The organism is Novipirellula rosea (assembly GCF_039541335.1).
GTDB lineage: Bacteria > Planctomycetota > Planctomycetia > Pirellulales > Pirellulaceae > Novipirellula > Novipirellula rosea.
Genome location: NZ_BAABGA010000035.1, coordinates 88,631 through 112,966 on the forward strand (window position 1 = coordinate 88,631; position 24,336 = coordinate 112,966).

Consider the following 24,336-nt stretch of genomic DNA (forward strand, 5'->3'; position numbering starts at 1 on the left):
TAGCTCCGTGAAAACTGCGTGTTTGCGTACTCTCGCGAAGCTAAAAACGCCTAACGATATCGGCACGCGATTGTCCCGAACTTTGATGTGCGTACTTTTCGTTCTCTTGGCGGGCGATGTTTCCGCCGTCGAGATTCGCATCACTCCTGATTCCGATTTAAAACCCGTGCTTAAACAGGTCCAAGCTGGGGATGTGATTGTGCTGGCCAACGGCACCTGGACGGATCCAAAACTGAAGTTTGAATCACTCTCGGGTACGGCGGAGCAGCCGATTCGGATCAGGGCTGAGTCAGCGGGCCAAGTGGTGCTCACTGGTGCGATTGAGTTTCGCGTGTCCGGAACTCACGTGACGGTGTCCGGGTTATCGATTCGTAATCCCAGCGGCACGAGCGACGTCTTTGACTTCCGCACCCATAGCTCGGTCCATGCGCATGATTGTCGAATTTCCGATTGTTCGTTCGAGCAGACGGAACCCGGCAGCGACAAGGAATCGCGTTGGATGAATATTTACGGGACCGGCAACCGGGTCGACCACTGCTATTTTGCTGGGAAAACGAACGCGGGCACAACGCTGGTCGTGTGGGTCGCCGAAACGCCCGGATCACACCGCATCGATCACAACCATTTCGGTCCACGGCCCGAGCTCGGCAAAAACGGCGGTGAGACGATTCGGATCGGGACAAGCGATGTTTCCGAATTTAATAACAAGACGATTGTGGAGGAGAACTACTTCGAACGCTGCAACGGCGAGGCAGAAATTGTCTCCAACAAGTCCTGCGAAAATATCTATCGACATAACCTTTTCGAGCGGTGCGAGGGCGCGTTGACGCTGCGTCATGGACATCGATGCGTCGTCGATGGCAATGTCTTTCTAGGTCACGAAGAAAATCGAACTGGGGGCGTGCGGATCATCGGTAGCGATCATCGCGTAACCAATAACTACTTCGAAGGCTTACGCGGCGACGCCGAGCGTGCTGCGATCTGCTTGATGAACGGAATTCAAGGCGGTCCGCTGAACGGCTACGCGCCTGTTCGCAATGCTCTGATCGCACACAACACCGTCATTGATTGTAAGGTCTCGATGGAAATTGGCGTCAGTTCCAAGAAAAAGGCCACCGTTGTTCCTTCGGATTGTCGCGTTAGCCACAACGCGTTTCTGCCTGGCAAATGGGAACTGTTCCGCGTGCAAAACGAGCCCAGTCAATTCAGCTGGATCGGCAACAAGTGTCAATTGGAAACGACCCGTGGCGCGGATCTGGTAGAGATTGAACGCGTGGATATCAAGCTGGCGCGAGGAAAGGATGGAATTCTCCGGCCGTCGGACTCGAAATCCTTGCACAGTGATCAACCGTCTGATGTTCAGACTGACATCGACGGGGAAATTCGCAATTCGGATCTGGCAGGTTGTGATGATCCAAGCACGCCTGTCACAATCCGTGATCTTGCGATAACGACAGGCCCAAGCTGGCGTAGACCACTCAAACTGTAAACGTCACGTCGCTGAAATTCTCGATCCACTCAGATGATTAGACCGCATTCGTTCGCGGCGAACTGGCAATACCATCTACGTTGGAACCAAGCGGGAGGCCTTTCTAGCGGTGCGGCGCAAGCTTGGTTCGATAAACAATTGGGTTTGCTATTGGATATTGGGGGTGAGTTTTTTTCAGGCCTCTTTTGCAGTTACCTCTCCACCGAAGGTGGTGGAGACGTGGCAGAAAACCAGCGCAACTAAAAATTGCGGCAATACCCAAGCTTTCAGCGGAGCACCGCACCGGTGCCCAAAAAGTAGATGGCATGAGGCCACCGCCGTGCGGAGTTAACTCGCAGGCTTGCGGTTGCTCCGATAAACGAATCAACAGCGAAACGAAGAACCTGCGAAGCGAATCAGCTGCGAAGCGAGGGTTTGGCAATCATTCTGGCGTCGCGGCGTCGATCACCTTGAAAAAATCTGTCATGATGGCCGCCGAGTCAAAGTTTTCCCAAAGCACCATCTTGAGCGGGTTCTTTGGACGGTCCAACCAACCTCGATTGTGTAGCGCCGGGCGAGGTATTTCGACGGCTTTGCCCAATCCTGGGTTTTTCAGTACAGCAACCGCCGTGGCGTCGAAGAAGGAACGGAACGGCGGATCGCCATGCTGCGGTGCGTGCTGGTACAGGCTGACCGAATAGTCGCCAAAGTTGCCAAAACTCCCACCATGACGTCCTTCAATTTTTAAGTCGACTTTGGGGCCTTTTCCAGGCATCTTGTCAAAAATGTCCTGCTGGAAAGCCTTCACGCCCCAGCTTCCCGATGGATCGTTGTAACGCACCGTCACCATTTCAAAGTCGACCGGCAGTGACAGCACGTAGTCGATACAGTTCAAATCCGCCGTCATGTTGTACTCGCCCGCTTGGGGATAGTTCGACCCGAGCCAAACGATCCTGACGTTGGGGATGATCGAGGGATCCTTTGCAAGCGCCAACGCGATGTTGGTCAGCTTTCCAATCGGCAAAAGCACGAGTTTGCGATCGGATGGTTTCTTCGCTTGGGCGATAATGAAATCAACCGCTTCTTTGCCGTCGTAGGACGCTTCATGAATGTGCGGCAGGATTTCCGCAAATCTGCCGTTGGCTCCTTTGAACATGGGCAACTGAGGATAGAAGCCGCACAGTTTGACGACGCGGACAGCCTCCGCCATTTGCTCGTCGACATCCCCGCCATTGTGCGTTTTGTTGACGGTGATGCCCTCGACGTCAAAACGGTCTTGACTCAATAACGCATAGGCGATCGCGTGTTGGTCATCGGTTTCGTTGTTCGCGTCCGAGTCGATCAGCAGCCGGATCTTCGGTCCGTCATCGGCACTGGCGACGGAGATCATCGCAGCCCAAAACAGTGTGATTAAAATGCTGCTTTTGATTCGATTCATTCTAGCGTTCTTTTCGTTTTCGTTGGCGTTTGGGTTTGACATCGACAAAGTAGGCTCCGCGGACCGATTCGCACTTTGGCGACTTATTTCAGAAGTATCACTCGGTCCCATTCTTGTTTCGCAGAGAGGCGTTATCAAGATGAGAGAGCCGAGGGTGGCGCCATAATCGCAACGTTTCCCAATCACTCCAGCGTCATCACGTGGCAGTCGCGTCCGATCGCCCCCGGGCAAACGCACGTTCGCACACTCTCACGCGGCAGCGGACATGTTTTCGAGGCATTCCGGCACGTTGGCCATGCAGAACTGTTGGTACAGTTGGCCGTCCAGTTCATTGCGTTCGGTCACCACGACCAACGTGGGGTTCTTCATCGCTAGTTTCTGCAGTAGTTTGCCCCTTTAGCAGCACATCGAAATGCTTTTGCCGCCCCCTTGTCGATTCGACTGGTACCGTTCGCTTTCGCAAAACGTATCGAAAGCAATACGTTCCGGCCCGTATGTTTTACTTGGGATTTCAAGTGCTCGGTGCGGGCGGTGCGCTCTCTGATGCTTCGTTTCACCTGGGCAGACAGCGGAATTGATTTGAGTCGTTACCGGAAATCGAATCGTGGCCCTAAGAAGACACGCCCTGAGCGAACGAACGAAACGAAGTCTGTGCATGTCTCATCAAAACGAATCCTCGATAAACGCAAGGAAAAGTGATGTTGAAAGCCCTGGTCGTCAAGGCTTTCGAACCACGCGCCGGCCGCCTGTGAAACGATTGACGGCCTTTCGTTGGTGCGTCGGTTTCCGCTGCCTCGGTACCCTCCCCGGAGTACTCGCGGAAGACTCGTTTTCCGACCCTCCCGTCTTCGCCGTGAGGGTGAAACACGCTAGCCCCGGTTTTGGTTGCGAACATGCTGCAGGTGCGTTTCGTTGAGCTCACGCAGCGGTGGTAAGCGGATTCACCACTAACGTGGGTGAATCATTTTGTAGCGAAACTCGCCAAGAGTTTCGGCGGGGCATACGCCACCGAGCGAAAGTCACGCACGCCGCGTGTTTTCGCCGTGACCAAGGTGGAAAGGACTCTTTCTCGTCTGCTCGTTGGATATTAGCGGTGCGGCATACAAGTGAACGGCGTCGTGTGCTCGGATGTTCACATGGGGTTCAATCCGATGCCAGTCTCTTTCCGTACGCTCTTCACTATTGGACATCAGTCATCAAAAAGCTGTCCACGATGCTCTTCTGGTCTTCGTATGGACGAACTTGTTTTCGTTTTAGATCCGAATGATCGCGTTGCGTAATAATTCTCTGGGGACGTCGTTTGTATGACGAAAAGATTTTGAAAATAGCGTAGCCTAGGCTTCCAGCCTGGGTTTGCTGTGATTCCCAGGCTGGAAGCCTAGGCTACGTGAGGTGAATTGACGCGTTTTAGCCCGCACGCAACGTTTAGCATGCGAGGTGTCACAGCAAGGTCTCATGTCGTGATGCACGTAAATGGTGCCAAATGGAAAGACGGAAATGCCTGTTCACGATGGCAGATTGCCTTGGAAAAGCACGATGAAAATATAGCTAGCACAATGTTAGTGCTCCGCTGCCACAGCCAGTCTAGACGCCGCAAAAATTCGCAGTCCAGGACGCTCCGGTACCTCGTCTAGAGTGGGCAGGACACCCGCGGGCCGTTGCGGATCTCCCGAAGTGTTGCCAGGATGCAACCGCTTGTGCTAGAATTGCTTCCGTTGTGTCGACAGTCTATAGAAGCCGCCGGAAAGGGATGCGAATCGACACAAGTCAGTTCATCGGGAAATGATTTTTTCTTCGTTTTGGGAGAGTGCGATTGGGGCAGCGGTGCAAGTCCGTTGCGCCGTTGCTGGAAAGTCCTGTGATGCGGCTGATCCGAAATCCCGCAGGACACTCGTCGGTAATCAGCACGGCGTGATCCGCTGAGGCTGTGCCGCAAACGCATGCCTGTTAACTCGTCAAACCTTCTCGTTCTTATCATTTGCGTACAAGGAGTTTTTTATGTTTCGTCCTCGATATCGAACAGGCTTCACGCTTGTTGAGCTTCTCGTTGTCATTGCAATCATCGGCGTGCTCGTTGGATTGTTGTTACCAGCAGTTCAAGCGGCTCGTGAGGCCGCGAGGCGGATGAGTTGCAGCAATAATTTCAAGCAAATCGGCTTGGGATTACACAATTACCATTCCGCTTATAACCAACTGCCGATTCACGGTGGTGGAACCGACAACATTTCCAATGCGGCGTTTGACGGTTTCAACATGCGGGGCAATACACGACGCGATCTCAGCTGCTTGGTCGGTTTGACGCCGTTCATAGAGCAACAGGCGTTGTGGGAGCAGATTTCCAGTCCCAGGGATTTAGACGGTGATGGAACGGTCGATGTACAGTCGATGGGTCCAAGTCCGCATCGATCGTTGGCGCACCACAACAACAACGGTCGATATGAACCGTGGTTGACCAACATTGCATCATACCGTTGTCCAAGTGATCCCGGCGTGGGGCTGCCGGCTCAAGGACGTACAAACTACGCCGTTTGTTCGGGCGACTCGATCGATATGGGGGCCGACGGGCCAGTCGATAGCGATGGGAATCCTCAATTTGCCCAACGCGTTCGAGCGGCCCAGCGTGGTGTGTTTGTGCATCGACAGGCCATGAAATTTCGTGACATCTTGGACGGTTTGGCGAACACGATCTGTGCGGGTGAGATTGTTACCGATTTGGGTGACCGCGATGTTCGGACGCATGCGGGCAACAGTGGTTCGACTCCCATTGTTCGCATGGGAAACAATCGCACCTGTGATGCAATGCGTGATCCGCAACGACCTCAGTTCTGGGCCAGTGGTGCAACGTTGACCGGTGGTGGCGAAGAACGGCGAGGATACAAATGGGCATTTTCTCGCCCGCTGTATACCCAAATGAATACCATCTTGCCGCCAAACGGCGAGGTATGCATGGGGTCAAATCACGAATCGCAAGGCATCGTTCCGCCAGGCAGCCGGCACCAAGGCGGATGCCATGTGTTGTTGGCCGATGGAGCCGTCAAATTTATTACCGATTCGATTGACACAGGCAATTTGGGGCGTGGCCAGGTTGGGAATCAAGCCAACCACGACGATCCTCAATCCGTACCAGGTGCGCCGAGCCCGTATGGTTTTTGGGGAGCATTGGGGACGCGTGCTTCCAAGGAAGTTATCGACGAAGAACTTTAATCGATCGACAAACTGTTATCGGGCTTCCGTTTCGATCGTTTGGAGACGGAAGCTTTTTTTGTGAACCCAATTCTTAAGATTAGGTGTTTTCTATGAGCCGATTGGCAGCTTTTTCTGCAGCTTTGTTTTTGCTTGTTCCCATGATGGGATGTGGCGCTGGCAACACGGGACCGACCGCGGATCCGGATGAATTGAGTGCTTACTTGGACGAACATGGTGACCAAACGACGCCCGAGGAAGATTTGGTGCCAGTCGAGTAAACAGTTGGTTGCAACGACATTACACTGGCGTCGGCGGATTGCTCGACAGCAATGGTGGTAGCGACGACTTGATTCACGAAAAAACCTTGTTCGCCACGCAGGCGAGCGAGGTTTTTTTCCTTCGTAGCGGAACTCGTCAAGAGTTTCGAACCACGCGCCGGTCGCCTGCGAAACGATTGACGGCCTTTCAGTGTTACCTCGGTTTCCGCTGCCTCGGTGCCCTCCCCGGAAAACTCGCTGAATACTCGTTTTCCGACCCTCCCGTCTTCGCCGTGAGGGTGAAACGAGTTGGTTCCGCAGCAGAGCGATCGTTTTTGAGGTGGGCCTCGTCTTTTAATGGAACGGTGTGCCGAAGAGGTCCATTACAGTTCTTGTTTGACCTCGGACAATAAACGAGTGACGTCCTTTTGCAGCCGCATCATCGTCGCGCTGAAACGCAGGTAATCCGTCCCCGGCCGCTCCGCTGCCTGCTCGATTGCCTTGATTCGTTGGGACAGTGCATGGAAGTCACGAATGGTCGATTGAGACAGATAAGGACTACTGCGGATCGTCTTCAAGTGCTCGTCCATGTTCTGCTGTAGCAACGTGACGGTGTGTTGAGGTCCCTCGCTTTGCAGTGCGGCGCGAAGCAGACGCGCCGGCTCGGCGGGAATCAGTTCGAGCAAATCGTCGGCCCCCCGAGTCGCAGTGACTCGCGCGGCCTGATGCCGCATCACGTCGGGGACGTTCACGTTGGCCTCGAGTAATCGAATCCCCGCGAGTGTGGCAAGGCGCTTGAACACCACGCGGTTCTCATGCAGCTGAGCATTTCGTCCGGCCTGTTGCGCGGTTAGACCTCGCACGTGGTCGAGTGCCTTGACCAGATCTTGTCCAGGGATCCCAAACGCGATTCCCTGGTGAGCTTGGTGTCTTGGTTTGTTCTTGAACGAGTCGTCGAGTCGAGCGAGGCTTTCGTGAATCCACTTTTCTCCTTCGTCGGTCGCTTTCATCGCGATCACACCAACGACTTGGTCGAGTTCGTTCAAAATGGGGCCGCCACTGGACCCGGAATCAATCGATGCATCGACTTGTAGAAAATCGTATCCTTCCACTCGGACCATCGAGCGGACGGTCCCCTTTACGACCGCGTCTCGAAGCGTGACCCCTGAACCCATTGTTGGGTTTCCCCGCAGCTGAACCGAATCACCGATTGGCGAGTGTCCGTCGTGCGCCACCGCCAAGGGGGCTTGCTGGGTTTGAACCGAGAGGATGGCGAGGTCTCGATCAACATCCCCCAACAGTACGCCATGAACCTTCGGCGAATCCCGCTGCTCGGGGAACACGATCTTCAGCTCACTTGCGACCGCGTCTTCGATGACATGATAATTCGTAATCAATAGATTGGGAGCTGCAAGGAACCCACTGCCATGACCAAGTGGATATTCGATCAAGGCAACCGAATGAGCCGGTGTTGGTTTGCCGCGAGGCTTGTAGCGGCTGAGTTCAGACTCGTGAATCGACTGGTATTGCAGCTCGGTGATGCGGAAGCTACTGAATAGTGTTTCTATAAAAAGTCGGTCGCTGGGGACTCTGAAATTGGGGTGCAGAGTCAATCGCGATGGATCGCCGGCCCAATCGACAATCGTTTTATCGTCACACGTGATATGGAGATGACTGTTGTGAACCGTGCAAACGATTTCGGATTCACGCCCGGTCGTAAATACAGGCTTCCGGTAAAACGTCGAATTCGAAGGTTCATTCTTTCCGTCGATCCAGGCCAATCCGGATCTCTTCGGGCGGCCGTAATCAAAGATGGCGAGTACTTGATGCCGATTGCCGACCGCGAGACCAATGTTTAGCGACCCCGAATCAATCTGACGCTGCGCGACGAGTCGCAGTTGGTACGAACCGGAAACGGGATGCGGGATCACGATTCGGGCCCGCGATGATCCTAACGACATGATCGCGTTTGCGTCGCGCTGCCACTTTCCTGTTTGTTTGTCTTTGGCAGGGTCGATCATCGCCAGCAAATCGACGGCTTCGCCTAGCACGTCCGGCACGATACCAGGTTTGAATTTCTCGGTTTGTTTCCGTTCATGCAGCCAGGCTTGCACTAAATCGCGGTCCGGTTGACTGAGTTTGATGATTGAAATTGTGATTGCCGTGCGATCGGCTCGTTTCAACGTCACTTCGGTATCGTTTGCTTCGATCAGTTCCGCATCCACTGAGTATCTGCCGTCGCTGGTCGTCCAGGTACGCACCTCCCCTGCCGAGCAGGGCTGTGAAAGGAGAGTCGAAAAGACCAGGAAGAGGAGGGCACGAAGCTGGGGTACCGTCATTCGTCAACTCGATTAGTCAAGTGGATTCGCTGTGTCGGAAGATTAAGTGTCTACCCCGATGATACTCGATGACCATGGTTCGATTTGAGGAAACGAAGCGATTGCGTCCTGGGGCAGGAGGGCGGCGGTACGAGATGCTGGCGAAGGTAGCTAAGGGCGAATGCGGCCGCGCCCCTTTTTTTCGTAGTGAAACTCGCCAAGAGTTTCGGCGGGGCATACACCATCGAACGAAAGTGTTGACGACGTCGTCACGCTGCATTATCAATTTGGATTATCAACTCGAAGGGGCATTTCATGAACTTCCGTCTTCCAGCTCGATCGTTCTTGTCCGGCACCGCCGCTGCGATGATGGTGCTCGCCGTCTCTGGGGTTGCCGCCGAGGTCGCCGCTCCGTTGCCAGATCCCGACGGCAAGCCGGCCGACATGTCCAAGCCTGTGCAGGTCTACATCCTGTTGGGACAATCCAACATGCTGGGGGCCGGCAAGGTCACGGGGGACAAGGAAGGTTCGCTTACCTACGCGGTACAGCAAAAAAACAAGTATCCCTACCTCGTCGACGACGAAGGCAAATGGAGTGTGCGGAAGGACGTGCGATATGTGCGTGTGATGGGAAGCGGCACCGGAGCGATGCGGCAGTTCAACAATGATTGGATGGCTATCCAAGGCGGTAAAATTGGTCCCGAGCACGGCATCGGACACTACGTCGGTCACGCCATCGACGCGCCCGTGTTGATCCTCAAAAGTTGCATCGGCAACCGCAGCCTAGGCTGGGATCTGCTACCGCCTGGCAGCGAACGCTACGAGGTCGAAGAGACGGACAAGAAAACGGGAGAAACGAAGACCTTCGTCTATGCCGGCTACAAGGACTCGCCCGATAAGTGGGAAAAGGGCACCGAGCCGCAAGCGATCAACTGGTACGCCGGCATGCAATACGACGGCGACATCTCCAACGCGAAGCAGGTGCTAGCCGAACTCGACAAGGTTTACCCGGGGGCGAAGACGTATGAGGTCGCAGGTTTCTTCTTCTGGCAGGGTGACAAGGATCGCTACAATGCGGCTCATGCCCGCCGATACGAACAGAATCTTGTTCATCTGATCAAACTGCTGCGTAAGGATTTTGATGCGCCCAATGCAAAGTTTGTCTGTGCCACGCTGGGCCAGACCGTGAGGGGCGCCGAAGGCAACGAGGGACTCATTCTGGATGCCCAACTAGCCGTCGCTAGCGGCAAGTACCCTGAGTTCAAGGGCAACGTCGCCTGCGTGTACACGAACCCTCTCAGTATGGGTGGCAGCTCCAACAGCCACTACGGCGGCAATGCCGAGACCTACATGAACGTCGGCGAAGCGATGGGCAAGGCGATGGTTGAAATGCTGGAAAAATAGGGTTGCTCGGATTCAGACTTGATCATTCATTGGTGCAAACGGAACCTGTTCGGGGAATGGATTGCCTTTCCTGAATAGGTTTTCAATACCGGTGTCATTGTGGATTCCTCATTCCGGATGACTACCGATCCATGGATCCAGAATTGTTGGAGCTGATTCGATCGGCGGTGGACCCGATCATCGAAACCACGATCCATCGATTGACATGATAGATCGGCCTATCGACGTCGCGGTGGTCGAGCCGAGTCGCGAGCACAGCATCTGCACTTAAGCTGCATGACGTAGCACCAAGTGGTCTCAGGTAGTCGGAGTTGTTGGTTCGTGAATCGCGGCAAACTTTGCCTTGATTTCCGGACGATTAAGAGTCCGTAACGCGAGATACCCAAATACGAGACCGAATGGAAAACCAGTGAACACCCAGGGAAACATCGCCAGTTTCGCTGTGAAAAGGGAGAGCCGGAAATTCTGAAAGCGACGCATCTTAACCGTGCCCCACCAGATGAAACCGCTCAGAACGGCGTAGATGCTGTGCTCGACAGTCACAAACAAGTACTGCTTCCTTGGCGTGTCCAGTACAGTACGTTTTACGACCCAACCCAAAACTGGCAACATCAGTACGGAAGCGCGTCCGATTCTGGCAGGTACCGGCCGATCGTTGAGAAGATCATATCCTGACGCCAGAACCCCAAGCGACATCAGAATACAGACTAAGCCTGTTGTTACAGCGAGTCCTCGTGCGGCATGTTGCAAACGACGAGCCGAATCCGTGTGTGGGTGTGTGTCATTCATTGGTGTTCTGTTTCTTGGGCAGTCAAGCTACTAACACGATAGATCACGTAGCCAAGCGTCTCTCTCGTTTACGGTGCCGAAAATCATGTCAAATATTCAATCGCATGCTTGGCAAGCATATGGAGCAGGTGGTACTCGCTGGCGTTTCTACACGCAACGTTATGAAGCATTTTTTGTAACCCGAATGCGCTAGTTATGAAGTTTAGACGTTCTTCGGGCCAAAGGCCCAACAATTTGCCTAGCCTGGCCCAACGGGCCAGGTTTTAGATGCAAAGAAACCTAAGGGCCAAAGGCCCGGCCATTTGCTAGCCGCCCTCATTAAGTCCCAGCAAACGCCCGGGCCGTTGGCCCTTCAATTCATTGGTTTTCTTGGTCCCAGCCCGTTGGGCTGGGCTAGGTAAACGTCCAGGGCTTTGCCCCTAAATACAAAAGCGCAACTTCAAAATGCGTAAGCGAGGGTTTCTTGAACTGTCTCCGGTTCCTCGCTTACGCGTTACATTGCGGCGGGTTCTTTGGTAATTCGCTAACCGCGACGGATGTCTAACCGCCCTGTACTTCTGGGTTGACACAGCGCTCCAGAAGGACTCGGCTGCACAGTGCCACTTTTTCCTTGTCTCGAATGCGTCCAATGAGTCGATGGTAGCTATACAGCACCTTGAACAGATGGCCAAACGCCAACCAATAGCCATTGGGATTATTCTTCACATTCCAAGGTCCATTCCACTGCTTCTGGTTGTCTTCGTTCTGCCAAAAATCCTTGTTCATGATATCGGCCAGTGTCGATTCACGTTCATCCAACGGGTGCTCGGCCGGATCGAAATCGGGAACGGGTTCATCGATGTGGGCCTGGTGCCCCAACTGCCCCGCCTTCGCTAATTCGGTGTAACCCATTGCATCCAAACTCATTAGCGCCTCGGTGTGCGTTGTCATGTGAGTAAAGTTCGGACGTTTTACGGTTGGGTGCCCCAACAGTGGTTTGAATCGGGCGAGGCTGTCAAACAACGCTTCGATCATTGCTTGAGTGTCGGCATATTCCGAAACGACTCTGGGTTGGCTCGGCGTTTTTTGTGCGATTTGGGCGTTGTGACCGCACAAAAGTTTGATCAGTCGAGGGTCAGCCATGTGCGGTACATCTCGTAGGGCTCGAACCGAAAGTGCGGTGTAGATGACGGCGTGGCCGTGTGCCCGCAAGCCTCCTTGAACCGCGGGTTCTAATGAGCGGGGGACGTCTTCGACGAGTGGAACATCAGCAGACATGTTTTCAAAGGGAGTGAATTGCTGGCGGTGGGTCGCGATTAACGAATCGAGTTGCTTCTTGATGCTGTCCACGATTGCATCGCTGAACCGATTCTCGTTGCACATGTAGTAGCCAGCAAGCACTGCGGCACCCAAGTGGGCATTGAACCATCCATTGGACCGCGCCATGCCGATCAGGCCTAACTCGAGATACGACTCGTCAAGGGATGATTTGGTCGATGTTTCGTCGTTGTCAGCCGCTTCGGCGACACCATCAAAGAGACCTGGAATCCCCAGACCACCAATAATTCCAGCGGATAGTTGCACGAAGTCGCGGCGAGCCAGTGTGAGTCCCGCGTTTTCCGATGATTCCATCTTTCAACTCCTAAAGAGGACGTAAAGATTCTAAAGCATTCAGCGATGCCGGTTGGTTTCGTTGCCGATGGTGCGCATTGTACTCGACTTCACGAGCGCTGGTTCCCGGGCTCCTTGCCTGGGAACCCGATGCTTCGCAGGCTCCTTCCTGCGGAGGGGACATCCTGGCCGGCGATTTTCTGAGAGCGCAGCCAATCTGTTGGTCTGAAATTAGCACTGCACGAAAACGTGGGCATTGTTGGCCGCAGGGGGCGAATGCCGGCGGTCCTGGTAAAAAGTAGGGTTTGTCCACTCCGCTCGATTAACGCGTCGAGCGAGATTGCACTGAATCCTGAATGATTTTTTTGGAGAGATTGACTGTGGTTTCAAAGATCGAAGATTATGCGTTGTTAGGCGATTGCCGTGGCGCCGCGTTGGTCGACAAAACGGGTTCGATGGATTGGCTATGTCTTCCCCGTTTTGATTCGGCCGCATGTTGCTCGGCACTTCTTGGCAACGAAAGCCACGGTTTTTGGAAGATCTCGCCAACCGACCCCATCCGCAAGGTTCAACGTCGCTATCGCCCGGGAACGCTGATCCTCGAGACCGACATCACGACCGATTCGGGAACGATCCGGCTGACCGATTTCATGGCACCACAAACGCGAGAATCGGATGTTTTTCGATTGGTCGAAGGCGTTGAGGGGGAAGTCGAGGTCGTGAGCCGGTTGGCATTGCGGTTCGATTACGGCGGGATCTTGCCTTGGGTCCAGCACACCGATCGTGGGATCCGTGCCATTGCCGGCCCCGAATGTGTCTACTGCACATCGGATCTACAGGTGCAGGTCGACGAACAAACGATGCTCTCGAAATTTCACCTCGGCCCCCACCAACAAGCTGCATTCCAATTGACGTGGACCCGCACTCAAGACCCACCGCCGCTCGAAAAAAATGTACTGCAAACACTCGAGGACGCTACCACGTGGTGGCAAGAATGGTCAGGCCGCTGCACGTTCCAAGGTCGATGGAGAAAGGAGGTACAGCAATCCTTGATCACGCTGAAGGCGTTGACGTACGCACCGACCGGGGGCATCGTCGCCGCAGCTACCACGTCGCTGCCCGAGCATATCGGGGGCGTCCGCAATTGGGATTACCGTTATTGTTGGATTCGTGACTCGACATTCACACTCTATTCACTTTTGATCGGCGGTTACACCGAAGAGGCCAAGGCATGGCGAAAATGGTTGGTCAATGCAGCAGCGGGGAATCCATCGCAGTTGCAAATCATGTACGGCGTTGCCGGTGAGCGACGATTGACCGAATTGGAACTTGATTGGTTGCCGGGCTATGAAAACTCGTCCCCGGTGCGAACTGGCAATGCCGCCTATCGACAGCACCAACTCGATGTCCCAGGCGAAATCATGGAAACCCTGCACTTGGCTCGCCGTTATGGATTGGATGCCGACGAAGACGCCTGGCGAGTCCAGACGGCAGTCATGGAGTTCCTGGAAACACAGTGGGAGAAACCGGACGAAGGGATTTGGGAAATTCGTGGCGACCAACGCCACTTTACCCATTCCAAAGTAATGGCATGGGTCGCTGCGGATCGCGCTGTGAAAGACGTTGAGCATTTTGGGATGCCCGGCGACGCTGCGCGTTGGAGAAAGTTACGTGATCGAATCCACGCCGAAGTTTGTGCGAAAGGATTTAACGAGAAACTTGGCGGCTTTGTTCAGTCCTACGGTTCGGACGATACCGACGCCAGTCTATTGATGTTGCCGTTGGTCGGATTTGTCGAAGCTAACGATCCCAAGATGATCGGCACGCTGCGTTTGATCGAAGATCGATTGGTCAAAGATGGATTGGTGGTTCGCTATTTGACGGAATCGAACGTCGATGGGTTGCCTGAAGGCGAAGGAGCGTTTTTGTTGTGTTCGTTTTGGTTGGCCGACAATTACGCACTAGCTGGACGTGAAAGTGAAGCGACCGAACTGTTTGAAATGTTGCTTGGACTTCGCAACGATGTCGGGTTGATGTCCGAAGAATACGATCCGCATCACAAACGAATGCTCGGCAATTTCCCGCAAGCTTTTTCACATGTCGGCTTGGTCAACACCGCCCGCAATTTGGTCGGCGAAGGAGGCCCAGCCGAAGAACGCGGCCACGAAGAAGATTAGAAACAGCGTAGCCTAGGCTTCCAGCCTGGGAACCCCAGCAAACCCAGGCTGGAAGCCTAGGCTACGCTAAATTCAAATTCCGCAATAAAGCAATCGACGTCATCTTTTTCAATCTGCATGACGTCACTTCGTGACTACCCCATCCGCGAATCAGAGCAACAAAGAATAACGCTGGTAGCTACCTTCGCCAGAAGGTGTGACTCGCAATGTTTGCAGCCATCCACGCTCTGGCGAGCGTAGCGACGGAACGGCAGTGCCGTAATTTTCCTGCGGAACTTGAACCCGCCTCGTCATCGGCGGTGGTGCCAATTTTTTATAGTCACACCTAAGCCGATACAGCGGCGGTTTGAAGTCGCAGTACTAGGGCTATTTCTCTTCCTCGTTCTCATCAACAGGGCTCTTCAACACGACCAGTGAGCATGTTTTAAGGGTGTAGTTATTTTGCAAAATATCGGTCCCGTTTTCATCGAACAGTGCGGTGTCGAACACGCGTTGCCAAGATATGTCGGCTGCCAGTTTGGGTAAACGGAATTCAACCTCCTGCGTGTGATCGGCGTTAAATAGCATCAAAATATGGTCACCGACGATCGGTTCACCATATTCATCGACGTCGATCTTACCACCACAAAAATGGACACCCAGACAGCGGACACTTGGGTCGTTCCAAGTGGCATCACTCATCTCTTCGCCATCGGGGTCCAACCAGGTGACATCCAGACTATCCAATCCGCGAATCGCTTGCCCGTGAAAGAAACGCCGGCGATGGAACACTGGTTGTGACTTGCGAAGTTCGATGACCTGTTGCACAAATTCACGCAACTGATCTTTTGATTCATCAGAAGACCAATCTAACCAAGTCAATTCGTTGTCTTGGCAATAGGCGTTGTTGTTGCCGCGTTGTGTATGACTGCATTCATCACCACTTAACAACATCGGCACGCCTTGTGACAACAAAAGTGTTGCTAGAATTGCTCGTTTCTTTTTCTCTCGCAGATGCACAACCGCCTCGTCTTCGCTGGGGCCTTCCTCGCCGCAGTTCCAGCTGTCGTTGTGATCGGCTCCGTCGCGGTTGTCCTCTTTATTGGCTTCGTTGTGCTTATGGTCGTACGAAACCAAATCGTTTAGCGTGAAGCCATCGTGACACGTCACAAAATTCACGCTGGCATGGGGACGACGACCATTCCACTGGTACAAATCGCTTGATCCGGTGATCCGAGTCGCAAACTCGGACGCCAATCCGCCGTCACCCTTCCAGAAACGTCGAACACAATCCCGATAACGTCCGTTCCATTCGGACCATCCCACCGGGAAGTTGCCAACTTGATAGCCCCCTTCGCCCAAATCCCATGGCTCGGCAATCAATTTCACTTGCGATAACACTGGATCCTGGTGAATGATGTCAAAGAACGCACCAAGCTTGTCCACTTCGTGTAATTCTCTTGCTAACGTGCTCGCCAAATCAAAGCGAAACCCGTCCACGTGCATATGCGTCACCCAGTACCGCAAACTGTCCATGATGAATTGTAGCACTCGCGGATTGCGAACGTTCAACGTGTTCCCGCATCCGGTGTAATCCATGTAATAGCGTGGATCATCGGCTACCAAACGATAGTACGCCGCGTTATCGATGCCACGAAACGAAGCCGTCGGCCCCATTTGATTTCCTTCAAACGTATGGTTGTAAACCACGTCAAGGATCACCTCGATGTCCGCATCATGTAGGTTTCGCACCATCGTTTTGAATTCACGGATCACCTCGAGTGGTTCATCGGTCGCCGCATATCGCGAATCGGGGGCAAAGAATCCCATCGTGTTGTATCCCCAATAATTCACCAACCCATTTTCTTGTAAATAGCGATCATCGCTATGGACTTGAATCGGTAACAACTCGACCGCGTTAACCCCTAGGTCTTTCAAATAACAGATGGACTCGTGCGACCCGAGTCCGGCATAGGTACCGCGATGCGGTTCGTGTATGGCTTTGTTCAGCTTCGAGAAACCCTTCACGTGCAATTCGTAAATTACCAACTGGTGAGACGGGATCTGGGGAAACCGATGATCTCCCCAAGTAAACGCCTCATCCACCACCATCGCCAATGGTGCATCGGCTGCATTATTCACGGGGCTGAACGACAGGTCTTCGTGTTCGTCCCCCACCAAGTAACCATGCATTGCGTCGGTCCACTTAGGCAGTCGAGCGATCACCTTGGCATACGGATCGAGCAGTAGCTTGTTGGCATTAAATCGATGCCCTTTTTCAGGCTCGTACGGACCATGAACTCGATAACCGTACAATTGGCCTGGGCGAGCATCCGGCAGATAGATGTGCCAAACCATGTCGGTATGTTCGGCCATCACGTAGCGCTGAGATTCCTTTTGATCGCCCACATCGTCGAACAAACACAGTTCCACCTTGGTTGCGTTCTCGCTGTAGAGAGCAAAATTGACACCGCGTCCGTCCCATGTCGCACCCAGTGGATAAGGACGTCCCGGCCATACACGTAGAGGCTGCATCATCTTCCTAGTTCGTTAAAATGCCAAAAGGAAACTCACCAAACACTTCGCTTAATCGCAGATGTCCGCCGCCATTTTCATTGACAGTCACATTAAAAATCTGATCCGTAAACGAATCACGCAGCGGTTCACATGAATCGCTAGGCAACATTACGGTCGTGTCGGCCCAAGCCGACGACAACCATGGATCCAGTGACGCGACCGGAGATTCGGACTGCAGGAATTGCTGTGGCAATCGCGGCGCCACGACGACCACCAACCGATCTTGATATCGCCGTGAGAACGCGATAACGTTCTCTGCATACTTGCCGCTGGTCGGCAGTGGACAATAGTCACCGGACGCAAAGGCAGCCCAATGTTGCTGGCGCGTGTGCAGCGCCCGCAGCGTGGTGAACAATTTCAGTTCGTTGCTAAAGCTGCTGCGTAGCGAACGAACAAGCTCCAGCGGGCCCGTGCTGTATTGCGATTGAATCTCACGCAGCACGGCGGTTCGTGTTTCGAAATCCACCGCTTGCCGGTTATCAGGATCGACGAGATGAAAATCCCAGAACTCGTTGCCCTGATAGAAGTCAGGAACTCCCGGAAGCGTCGCCTTCAAGATCAACTGGCTCAATGAATTCACATACCCGGGACCCGCGATTTGGCGAGCCAACGTATCGATTTGGCGGAAACGATCGTTTTCGCGATCGGTCAGGATCTCGGTCACAAACGTATCGATGGCGGATTCAAATGACTCCGATGGCAATCGCCACGACGTCTGCTGTTTGGCCTCGCGAAACGCCTTCTTGAAATAGGCCAACATTCGCTGGGTGTAGTGATCCCAGGTCGCCGGTTCGATCGCATCGCCAGCTGGATCGATGGGCCAAGTCCCCAGCAGAGTTTGGTGAATCAAATACCTTGAATTGACATCGGGTACTTGCTTCTCATCATGACATTTGACGAGCGAATTGACCTCGGTATCCCACCGCTGGAAATCTTGCTGATAGCGTTCGGGGATTTCCGACAGCACATGCAAACGTGCACGGACGTCTTCGCCTCGTTTGGCGTCGTGGGTAGCGGTGGTCGACAAGCTACTTGGCCAATCGCTCACACGGCGCTGCATGTGGCGGTGGAATTCGTCGGTCGTGCTGCCGGTCGACCCAAGCTCGGCCCCAACTTCGTTGAGCGACACCAGCGGATAATAGCGGTAAAACGCGGTGTCTTCGATTCCTTTGGCGGTCACAGGCCCGGTCACCTGTTGCAGGCGGACGGCCAAAGCTCGCCACCGCGATTTTAGCTCTTCACTAAGATCGACCGGAAATTCCAACAGCAAGACGCGTGCGAGGAAATCGAGCGCCGCGCGTGACATCGTGGGATTGCGAATTTTTGCCCAGCGGATCGCGTCGCGGATGCGACCATTGTCTTCGCTGCCCACATCCCATCCAACGGGACGTGTGTAGGTGCGATAGACCGAGAAACATGCAATCCATTCCTGTAGTGCACGCGTTAACACCGGATGAGTAAAATCACAGGAGCGGCGATCGGCTCTGGCTAGCCGGAATAAATGCGACGCGAGCACGAATACCTCACTCGCCATCGCGTCGTGCAAGATCGTCATCTTGCCTTGATAAGCAACATCGCGTGGATGTTCCGGAGCTTGAGTTAACTTGTGGTAGAACGATCGCAACTTCGAGACGCCATTGGGATCCACTAACACACCGGACAATTGATTCAAAAATTCGTAACCGGTCGTCCCACTGATCTCCCAATCTTCGGGTAATGATTCTTCGCCGGATAGAATCTTTTCAGCAACGACCCACAGATCGCGATTTTCAGAGTCTGGTTGCGACTTTTTGAACGCGGTCTGCAAGTCTTTGAAATACTCGGCTGGATCGAGCAATCCATCGGGGTGATCCACTCGCAATCCCGTCACGATCCCACGTTTCATCAGATCAAACGTCAGCGAATGAACCGCATCAAACACGGCAGGTTCTTCGACTCGGATTGCTGCTAAATCATTGATGTCAAAAAATCGTCTGTAATTGATTTCGTCCACGGCGACTTGCCAGAACGCCAATCGGTAGTACTGTTGGTTCAGCAGTGCTTCCAGCGCGTCAAAGCTACGTGGTTCGCCCACCGTTCCGTTGATCTCTTTGATGGCATCCTCGATCGCGGCGACCACCGCGGGATCGTCGTTTTGCAGCTGCGTCAGCCGTCGTCGGGCAACCGATTGCTCGCGATAGCGTTCTTCGATCGTGTTTGATTGCTGGTTCAGACGCTGCAGTTGCGTGACGATGCTGTACAGTTCCTCATGCACTTGGGGATCGACGGACTGTGGCAAGGCTGCGGCTGCATGCTCGAGAATCACTGCCCAACTTGCCGGCGTCAACGGGAACCGGCGGTCGAAATAATGGAGCGTAAACCCGCCTGCTTCCCGCCCGACCTGCAGTTCTGCTGCTTCGAGTGTCTCGCCAAACGGTTTGCCAAGAAACGGAAGCAGGACGCGATTGGGAAAATCGGTGCCCGGTGGATTCCAATCGATGTCAAAGAAGATTGCCGATCGAGCGGCTGGTCCATTTTCGAGCACATCGTTCCAGTGAGCGTTGTCGGGATCGTTGATTCCCATATGGTTGGGCACAATGTCCAGCACGATTCCCATCCCTTCGTTTCCCGCAGCATCGGCGAGCCGACGAAGCGAATCCTGATCACCGAATGTTGATTCGATTCGACCATGGTCAACGACGTCGTAACCGTGTTGGCTGTCCTCGCGAGCATGAAAAAGGGGCGATAAATAGAGATCGCTGATCCCCAAGTTTTTTAAATAGGGAACCAATTGCTGAAGCGATTCGAATCCGAAATCGCTTCTCAATTGGACACGATACGTGGATCGTGGCAAACGATTGACCATTGCTGCGTGGTCGATCGCGGTGGTCGCGGGGTGTGTCGCAGTTTGCGGCATGGATGTGCCTTCCGTGGATGGAATGTCCCAGCGATGGGACGAAAACGAAGGCAGGCGTTGATGCAAATCCGGTACCAAATTTGCTAAGCAACTTGGCACGGCCATGCGGTCGGTGACTGACAGGGTGTCGTCACGTTCTGTTGCACGATTTTAGGACTTTGGAAATCGGAAACCATTCAATGCAAACTGAGTTGAAACGTCGTATGCCAATCGGAGCCGAAGTGCTCGAAAACGGTGTCCACTTTCGTGTCTGGGCGCCGAAGCGAAAACAAGTCAGTGTGAAACTGAGTGAGTCCGGCGAATTGATTCCGCTCGAAAGCGAAGGCAATGGTCACTTCAGCGCTTTCTATGAAGGCATCGGCGATGGGGCACGATATTCGTTTCGACTCGATGACGATGACTACGACTATCCTGATCCTGCATCGCGGTTTCAGCCCGACGGAGTTCATGCGGCGTCCCAAGTGGTCGATCCCGAATCATATCGATGGAATGATGGTGATTGGCGTGGCGTTGAGTTGCCAGGGCAAGTGATCTATGAAATGCACATCGGATGTTTTACCGACGGAGGCACTTGGAAATCAGCGGAAAGCAAGCTTCCCTTTCTTGCAGAGACGGGAATCACAATGCTCGAAGTCATGCCGGTAGCTGATTTCGACGGTCAATTCGGTTGGGGATACGATGGCGTCAAATGGTACGCACCGACGCGGCTTTACGGTTCTCCCAATGATTTCCGGCACTTCGTCGATACCGCTCATCAACTCGGCTTAGCCGTGATTTTGGATGTCGTCTACAACCATTTTGGACCCACGGGGAATTATACCGGCGCCTTCTCGCCCCATTTTGTTTCCCAGCGTCATCCGACCGAATGGGGTGATGCCATCAATTACGACGGAGAACAGGCGGCGGGAGTGCGTGAGTTTGTCACTGAAAACGCAGCCTATTGGATCCGCGAGTTTCATTTGGATGGTTTGCGATTGGATGCAACCCAAACCATCTATGACGATTCGCCGCGGCATTTGTTGGCGGATCTTTCAACTGCGGCACGCGGTGCGGCATTCACCGCATCAGGCGAGCAACGCAAGATCGTTTTGATTGCCGAAAATGAAACTCAGGAAGTTCGACATGTCGAAGGCATCGACCAAAACGGCTTCGGCTTGGACGGATTATGGAACGATGATTTCCATCACGCTTGCCGCGTCGCGGCAACCGGGCATGCCGAATACTACTACGCCGATTATGCGGGGACGGCACAAGAACTTGTCTCGGCGACCCGCTGGGGATACCTGTTCCAGGGGCAATACTCGCATGAATTAAAACGCTGGCGAGGCACACCGGCATGGCATGTTCCTGGTTGGCGGTTCGTGACCTATTTGCAGAATCATGATCAAGTTGCAAATTCCGCCCATGGTTCGCGGTTGCCCGAATTGACGTCACCGGGAACCTACCGCGCGCTCACCACGCTATGGTTGCTCGGACCGGGAACCCCCATGTTTTTCATGGGGCAAGAATTTGGAACCCACACTCCGTTCCGTTTTTTTGCTGATCACGACGTCGAGTTGGCCACATTGGTGCGTGAAGGACGCTGGGAATCACTGCGTCAATTCCCTCGCATCGCTGGGCATGATGGTCGCGTGATTTCGTTACCGGATCCGGCCGACGAGTCGACCTTTGCAGCTTGCAAATTGGACTGGTCAAAATGTCACGATGATTGTCAAGATTTGCGGTTACATCGCGATCTTCTGCGACTTCGCAGTGAAGACCCTACGTTTTCCAAACAAGACAAAAATATGATCCAGGGGGCGGTGATCAACGCGGACTGTCTGCTAATCCGTTGGCACAACCCGCAGGACGAGCAAGGCGAGCTGGATCGATTGCTGCTTGTGAATTTGGGGCGTGATTGTCATTGGAGTCCCTCGGCTGAACCCCTGGTTGCACCCGCGATCCATACTCATTGGCAAATCAAGTTTTCGAGCGAAGATCCCGAGTATGGTGGATCGGGTACCGCACTGCTGAACACAACCAACTGGCACATCCCCGGCCACTCTGCAATCTTGCTAACCCCGACCGCGGTCCAGAAGCCGAGAAAGTAGTGGCGACACGTCGTATCCCCACATGTGTTTTCCGGCCAACCCGCCAATGATTGATAGGGCAGATACGACCAACAAGTATCCGGCCCACGCGACGAAGGCAAGTTCTGACTCAGCAAATATGCCCCAAGAACGCCCCATGGCCATCAAATCGGTGTTACGGGCAATCACTTTCCATAGGCTCGGAGCTGTCATCAGTGAGCACGTCCCAGCCATGAAGAAGCCAATCCAAAATCCCCGTTCCTGATTTTTGCGTAGCATGATCATGTTCCATGCCAGCAGCATAACGATGCTACCGCTTAGCGTCGGCGACGGACTGAACATCGAATGGGCATCAATGAGCGGAACCAAACAAAAGAAAACCGCAACGCTTGTGGTCACATGAAGCAAGTCGCGAATCGTGAATCGCGTGTCGGCGTTGGACATGGCTATCTGCAAGCGATGGAGCAATGTATTTATTCAAGCGACAACATGATATGAATCTATGTCTCAGGTCCTACACTGAAAATATATCCAGTCGGCTGCCGCGGAATGAGCCAATAAACCGGCGAAAACATAAGAAAACGCTCATTGTTGTGACGAGTTCATCATAGCGAATTTGGCTAGAATCGGCCCCGTAAACAACGCGACCTGGTGACCTGTTAGAATCGGACTCGTAATGGACCGGGATCGATACCGAAGCAACTGATTCCGTCCGCCCCCTTCGCAAACGCACTCGTGCGATCCCCCGGTCCATCCAGTCGTGCCGGTCGGATCAGGGAGTAATCCGTTGGCTGCATCGACGATCGAGTACACGTACCAGTATCCGTTTGCGTCTGCGGTGGATACTTCACGCTGGAATCTGGCCGGCACTACGATCCACGATAAGCACGCGACGTTCTTTCAAGGCGGATTGCAGCGGCCTGATTTGGTGTCGCAATCACTGCTCGTACTTAATCGTATTGTACGGACGCATTTCTTTGATGCGCGACCACCCCAACGTGACCCCATCGTCACGAGCAGTCCCAAGTTGGTGCGATGGGAAGGATTCAGCGGTTGCTGCGGAGTGTACGCCAGGGTCGATCTTGATCAGCGTGCATTCCAAGATGCTGAACAGACCTTTGGGACAACCAATGTCGATTTCAATTCCGAGATGATCAGCCAGTTGTCCAAAGTCGGGCGACACGATGAAACACGACTCTCGATTTCAAACGAGGCGGTCGTGCTGAGCACGGGCGAGGCGGAGGTGGTCGAGCGGAAGGTGCCACTGCCACGGCGTTGGATTAAGGGGCTGAGCGAAGTACAGGCATATCAGACGAAGCTGAAACTACGGCACACATTGCATCCCGTTGCTGTGTCGCGGTTACTTCAAAGCCTTGGCACCGTGTCGCGTGGCATCGAACACCTGACGGTACGTGGATCGGCGGTCAGACTGAGTCGACGGCAAACCCCCGGCAGTCTAACCATCGGGGGTGCCGAGCGACTCAAACCGCTTGCGCCGCTGTTGCTGCAGGCACGCGAAGTTGGGTTGTGGAGCGATGAAGATTCAGGTGTGTTCGCAGTGTCTATTGAAATGGAAGTGGGACGATTTTGGTTCGTGTTAAGTCCCGCGATGCACCGAGGGTTTTCAGGGGAAGGTCAATTGTTGCAAACGTTGACCCGCGAACATGCCGTTCAAATTGCGGACGAGATGTACGACCTGCTTGGCTGGCAATCTGAACTGCATCCGGCCGAGTTGGCGGTGCAACTTGGTTGTCGCACCGAAGATGCCGCGGCAAGTCTGGCCATCCTGTCCACTCGCGGGATCGCGGGTTTCGATGCCGCGACGGGATATTATTTTCATCGCGAGCTTCCCTTCCGGGGCGTGCTGGCCGAGCGTGATCAGCCACGACTGAAAAGTGCCAGAAAGCTGATTGACACAGGCCAGGCCAGGATCGTGAGTTCGACCAGCGACGGCCACGACATCGAAGTCACTGGAAGCACAGCAACTCAATTTGTCCGACTCCGCCCTGACGGCGATCGATGCACCTGTGTCTGGTACACGCGACATCAAGGCCAGCGAGGCCCGTGCAAACATATATTGGCGGCGAGGATCTTGGTGGATTCGCCGGGATAGCGAGCGGGGCCGGTTGGGAAGGCTTTCGTTCTCACCGAGGATTGCAAGGGCGTCGTTTGTACTACGGAAGGATTT

General features: G+C 53.9%; 14 protein-coding genes. 7 read left to right on the top strand and 7 right to left on the bottom strand.

The features are described from left to right. Window positions 1-85 precede the first annotated feature (85 nt). Window positions 86-1,489, top strand: a complete 1,404-nt coding sequence (locus tag ABD971_RS13225; RefSeq protein ID WP_345322748.1) for a polysaccharide lyase 6 family protein — start codon at window positions 86-88, stop codon at window positions 1,487-1,489. 421 nt (window positions 1,490-1,910) lie between these two features. Here the strand turns inward: ABD971_RS13225 and ABD971_RS13230 are convergent, their stop codons facing one another. After that, window positions 1,911-2,906, bottom strand: a complete 996-nt coding sequence (locus tag ABD971_RS13230) for a nucleoside hydrolase (protein ID WP_345322750.1) — start codon at window positions 2,904-2,906, stop codon at window positions 1,911-1,913. 1,998 nt (window positions 2,907-4,904) lie between these two features. On the opposite strand from ABD971_RS13230, the gene ABD971_RS13235 reads away from it, so the two are divergent. Beyond that, window positions 4,905-6,110, top strand: coding sequence for a DUF1559 family PulG-like putative transporter (locus ABD971_RS13235; RefSeq protein WP_345322752.1), 1,206 nt, complete (start codon window positions 4,905-4,907; stop codon window positions 6,108-6,110). Between the two features lie 92 nt (window positions 6,111-6,202). Then, entirely contained in the window at window positions 6,203-6,370 is a 168-nt protein-coding gene (locus ABD971_RS13240; RefSeq protein WP_339939691.1) for a hypothetical protein, read from the top strand. Window positions 6,371-6,732: 362 nt separating this feature from the next. Here ABD971_RS13240 and ABD971_RS13245 read toward each other — a convergent pair whose 3' ends face one another. Next, entirely contained in the window at window positions 6,733-8,688 is a 1,956-nt protein-coding gene (locus ABD971_RS13245) for a trypsin-like peptidase domain-containing protein (RefSeq protein WP_345322754.1), read from the bottom strand. A 294-nt stretch (window positions 8,689-8,982) separates the two neighbouring features. Between ABD971_RS13245 and ABD971_RS13250 the strand changes: the two genes are divergently transcribed. Next, complete coding sequence (locus ABD971_RS13250) at window positions 8,983-10,071, top strand: sialate O-acetylesterase (RefSeq protein WP_345322756.1); 1,089 nt, start codon at window positions 8,983-8,985, stop codon at window positions 10,069-10,071. A 297-nt stretch (window positions 10,072-10,368) separates the two neighbouring features. Here the strand turns inward: ABD971_RS13250 and ABD971_RS13255 are convergent, their stop codons facing one another. Together ABD971_RS13255 and ABD971_RS13260 are read right to left on the bottom strand one after the other, a co-directional pair. After that, a complete protein-coding gene (locus ABD971_RS13255) occupies window positions 10,369-10,860 on the bottom strand; it encodes a hypothetical protein (RefSeq protein WP_345322758.1) in 492 nt (163 codons plus the stop codon). A gap of 540 nt (window positions 10,861-11,400) precedes the next feature. Continuing rightward, a complete protein-coding gene (locus tag ABD971_RS13260; RefSeq protein WP_345322760.1) occupies window positions 11,401-12,471 on the bottom strand; it encodes a hypothetical protein in 1,071 nt (356 codons plus the stop codon). 359 nt (window positions 12,472-12,830) lie between these two features. Between ABD971_RS13260 and ABD971_RS13265 the strand changes: the two genes are divergently transcribed. Continuing rightward, window positions 12,831-14,627: a glycoside hydrolase family 15 protein gene (locus ABD971_RS13265; protein WP_345322761.1), complete on the top strand. Its 1,797-nt coding sequence runs from the start codon at window positions 12,831-12,833 to the stop codon at window positions 14,625-14,627. Between the two features lie 366 nt (window positions 14,628-14,993). On the opposite strand, the gene glgX is transcribed toward ABD971_RS13265, so the two are convergent. Next, a complete protein-coding gene (gene glgX / locus ABD971_RS13270; RefSeq protein WP_345322762.1) occupies window positions 14,994-17,144 on the bottom strand; it encodes a glycogen debranching protein GlgX in 2,151 nt (716 codons plus the stop codon). A gap of 4 nt (window positions 17,145-17,148) precedes the next feature. Then, on the bottom strand, window positions 17,149-20,079 hold the full coding sequence (gene treY, locus ABD971_RS13275) for a malto-oligosyltrehalose synthase (RefSeq protein WP_345322763.1): 2,931 nt from the start codon (window positions 20,077-20,079) through the stop codon (window positions 17,149-17,151). A 179-nt stretch (window positions 20,080-20,258) separates the two neighbouring features. On the opposite strand from treY, the gene treZ reads away from it, so the two are divergent. Next, window positions 20,259-22,169, top strand: coding sequence for a malto-oligosyltrehalose trehalohydrolase (gene treZ, locus ABD971_RS13280; RefSeq protein ID WP_345322764.1), 1,911 nt, complete (start codon window positions 20,259-20,261; stop codon window positions 22,167-22,169). Here the strand turns inward: treZ and ABD971_RS13285 are convergent. Beyond that, window positions 22,134-22,592, bottom strand: coding sequence for a hypothetical protein (locus ABD971_RS13285; protein ID WP_345322766.1), 459 nt, complete (start codon window positions 22,590-22,592; stop codon window positions 22,134-22,136). The genes treZ and ABD971_RS13285 overlap by 36 nt on opposite strands. Window positions 22,593-22,935: 343 nt before the next feature. Between ABD971_RS13285 and ABD971_RS13290 the strand changes: the two genes are divergently transcribed. Further along, window positions 22,936-24,261: a hypothetical protein gene (locus ABD971_RS13290; RefSeq protein ID WP_345322768.1), complete on the top strand. Its 1,326-nt coding sequence runs from the start codon at window positions 22,936-22,938 to the stop codon at window positions 24,259-24,261. The last annotated feature ends 75 nt before the right edge of the window (window positions 24,262-24,336 follow it).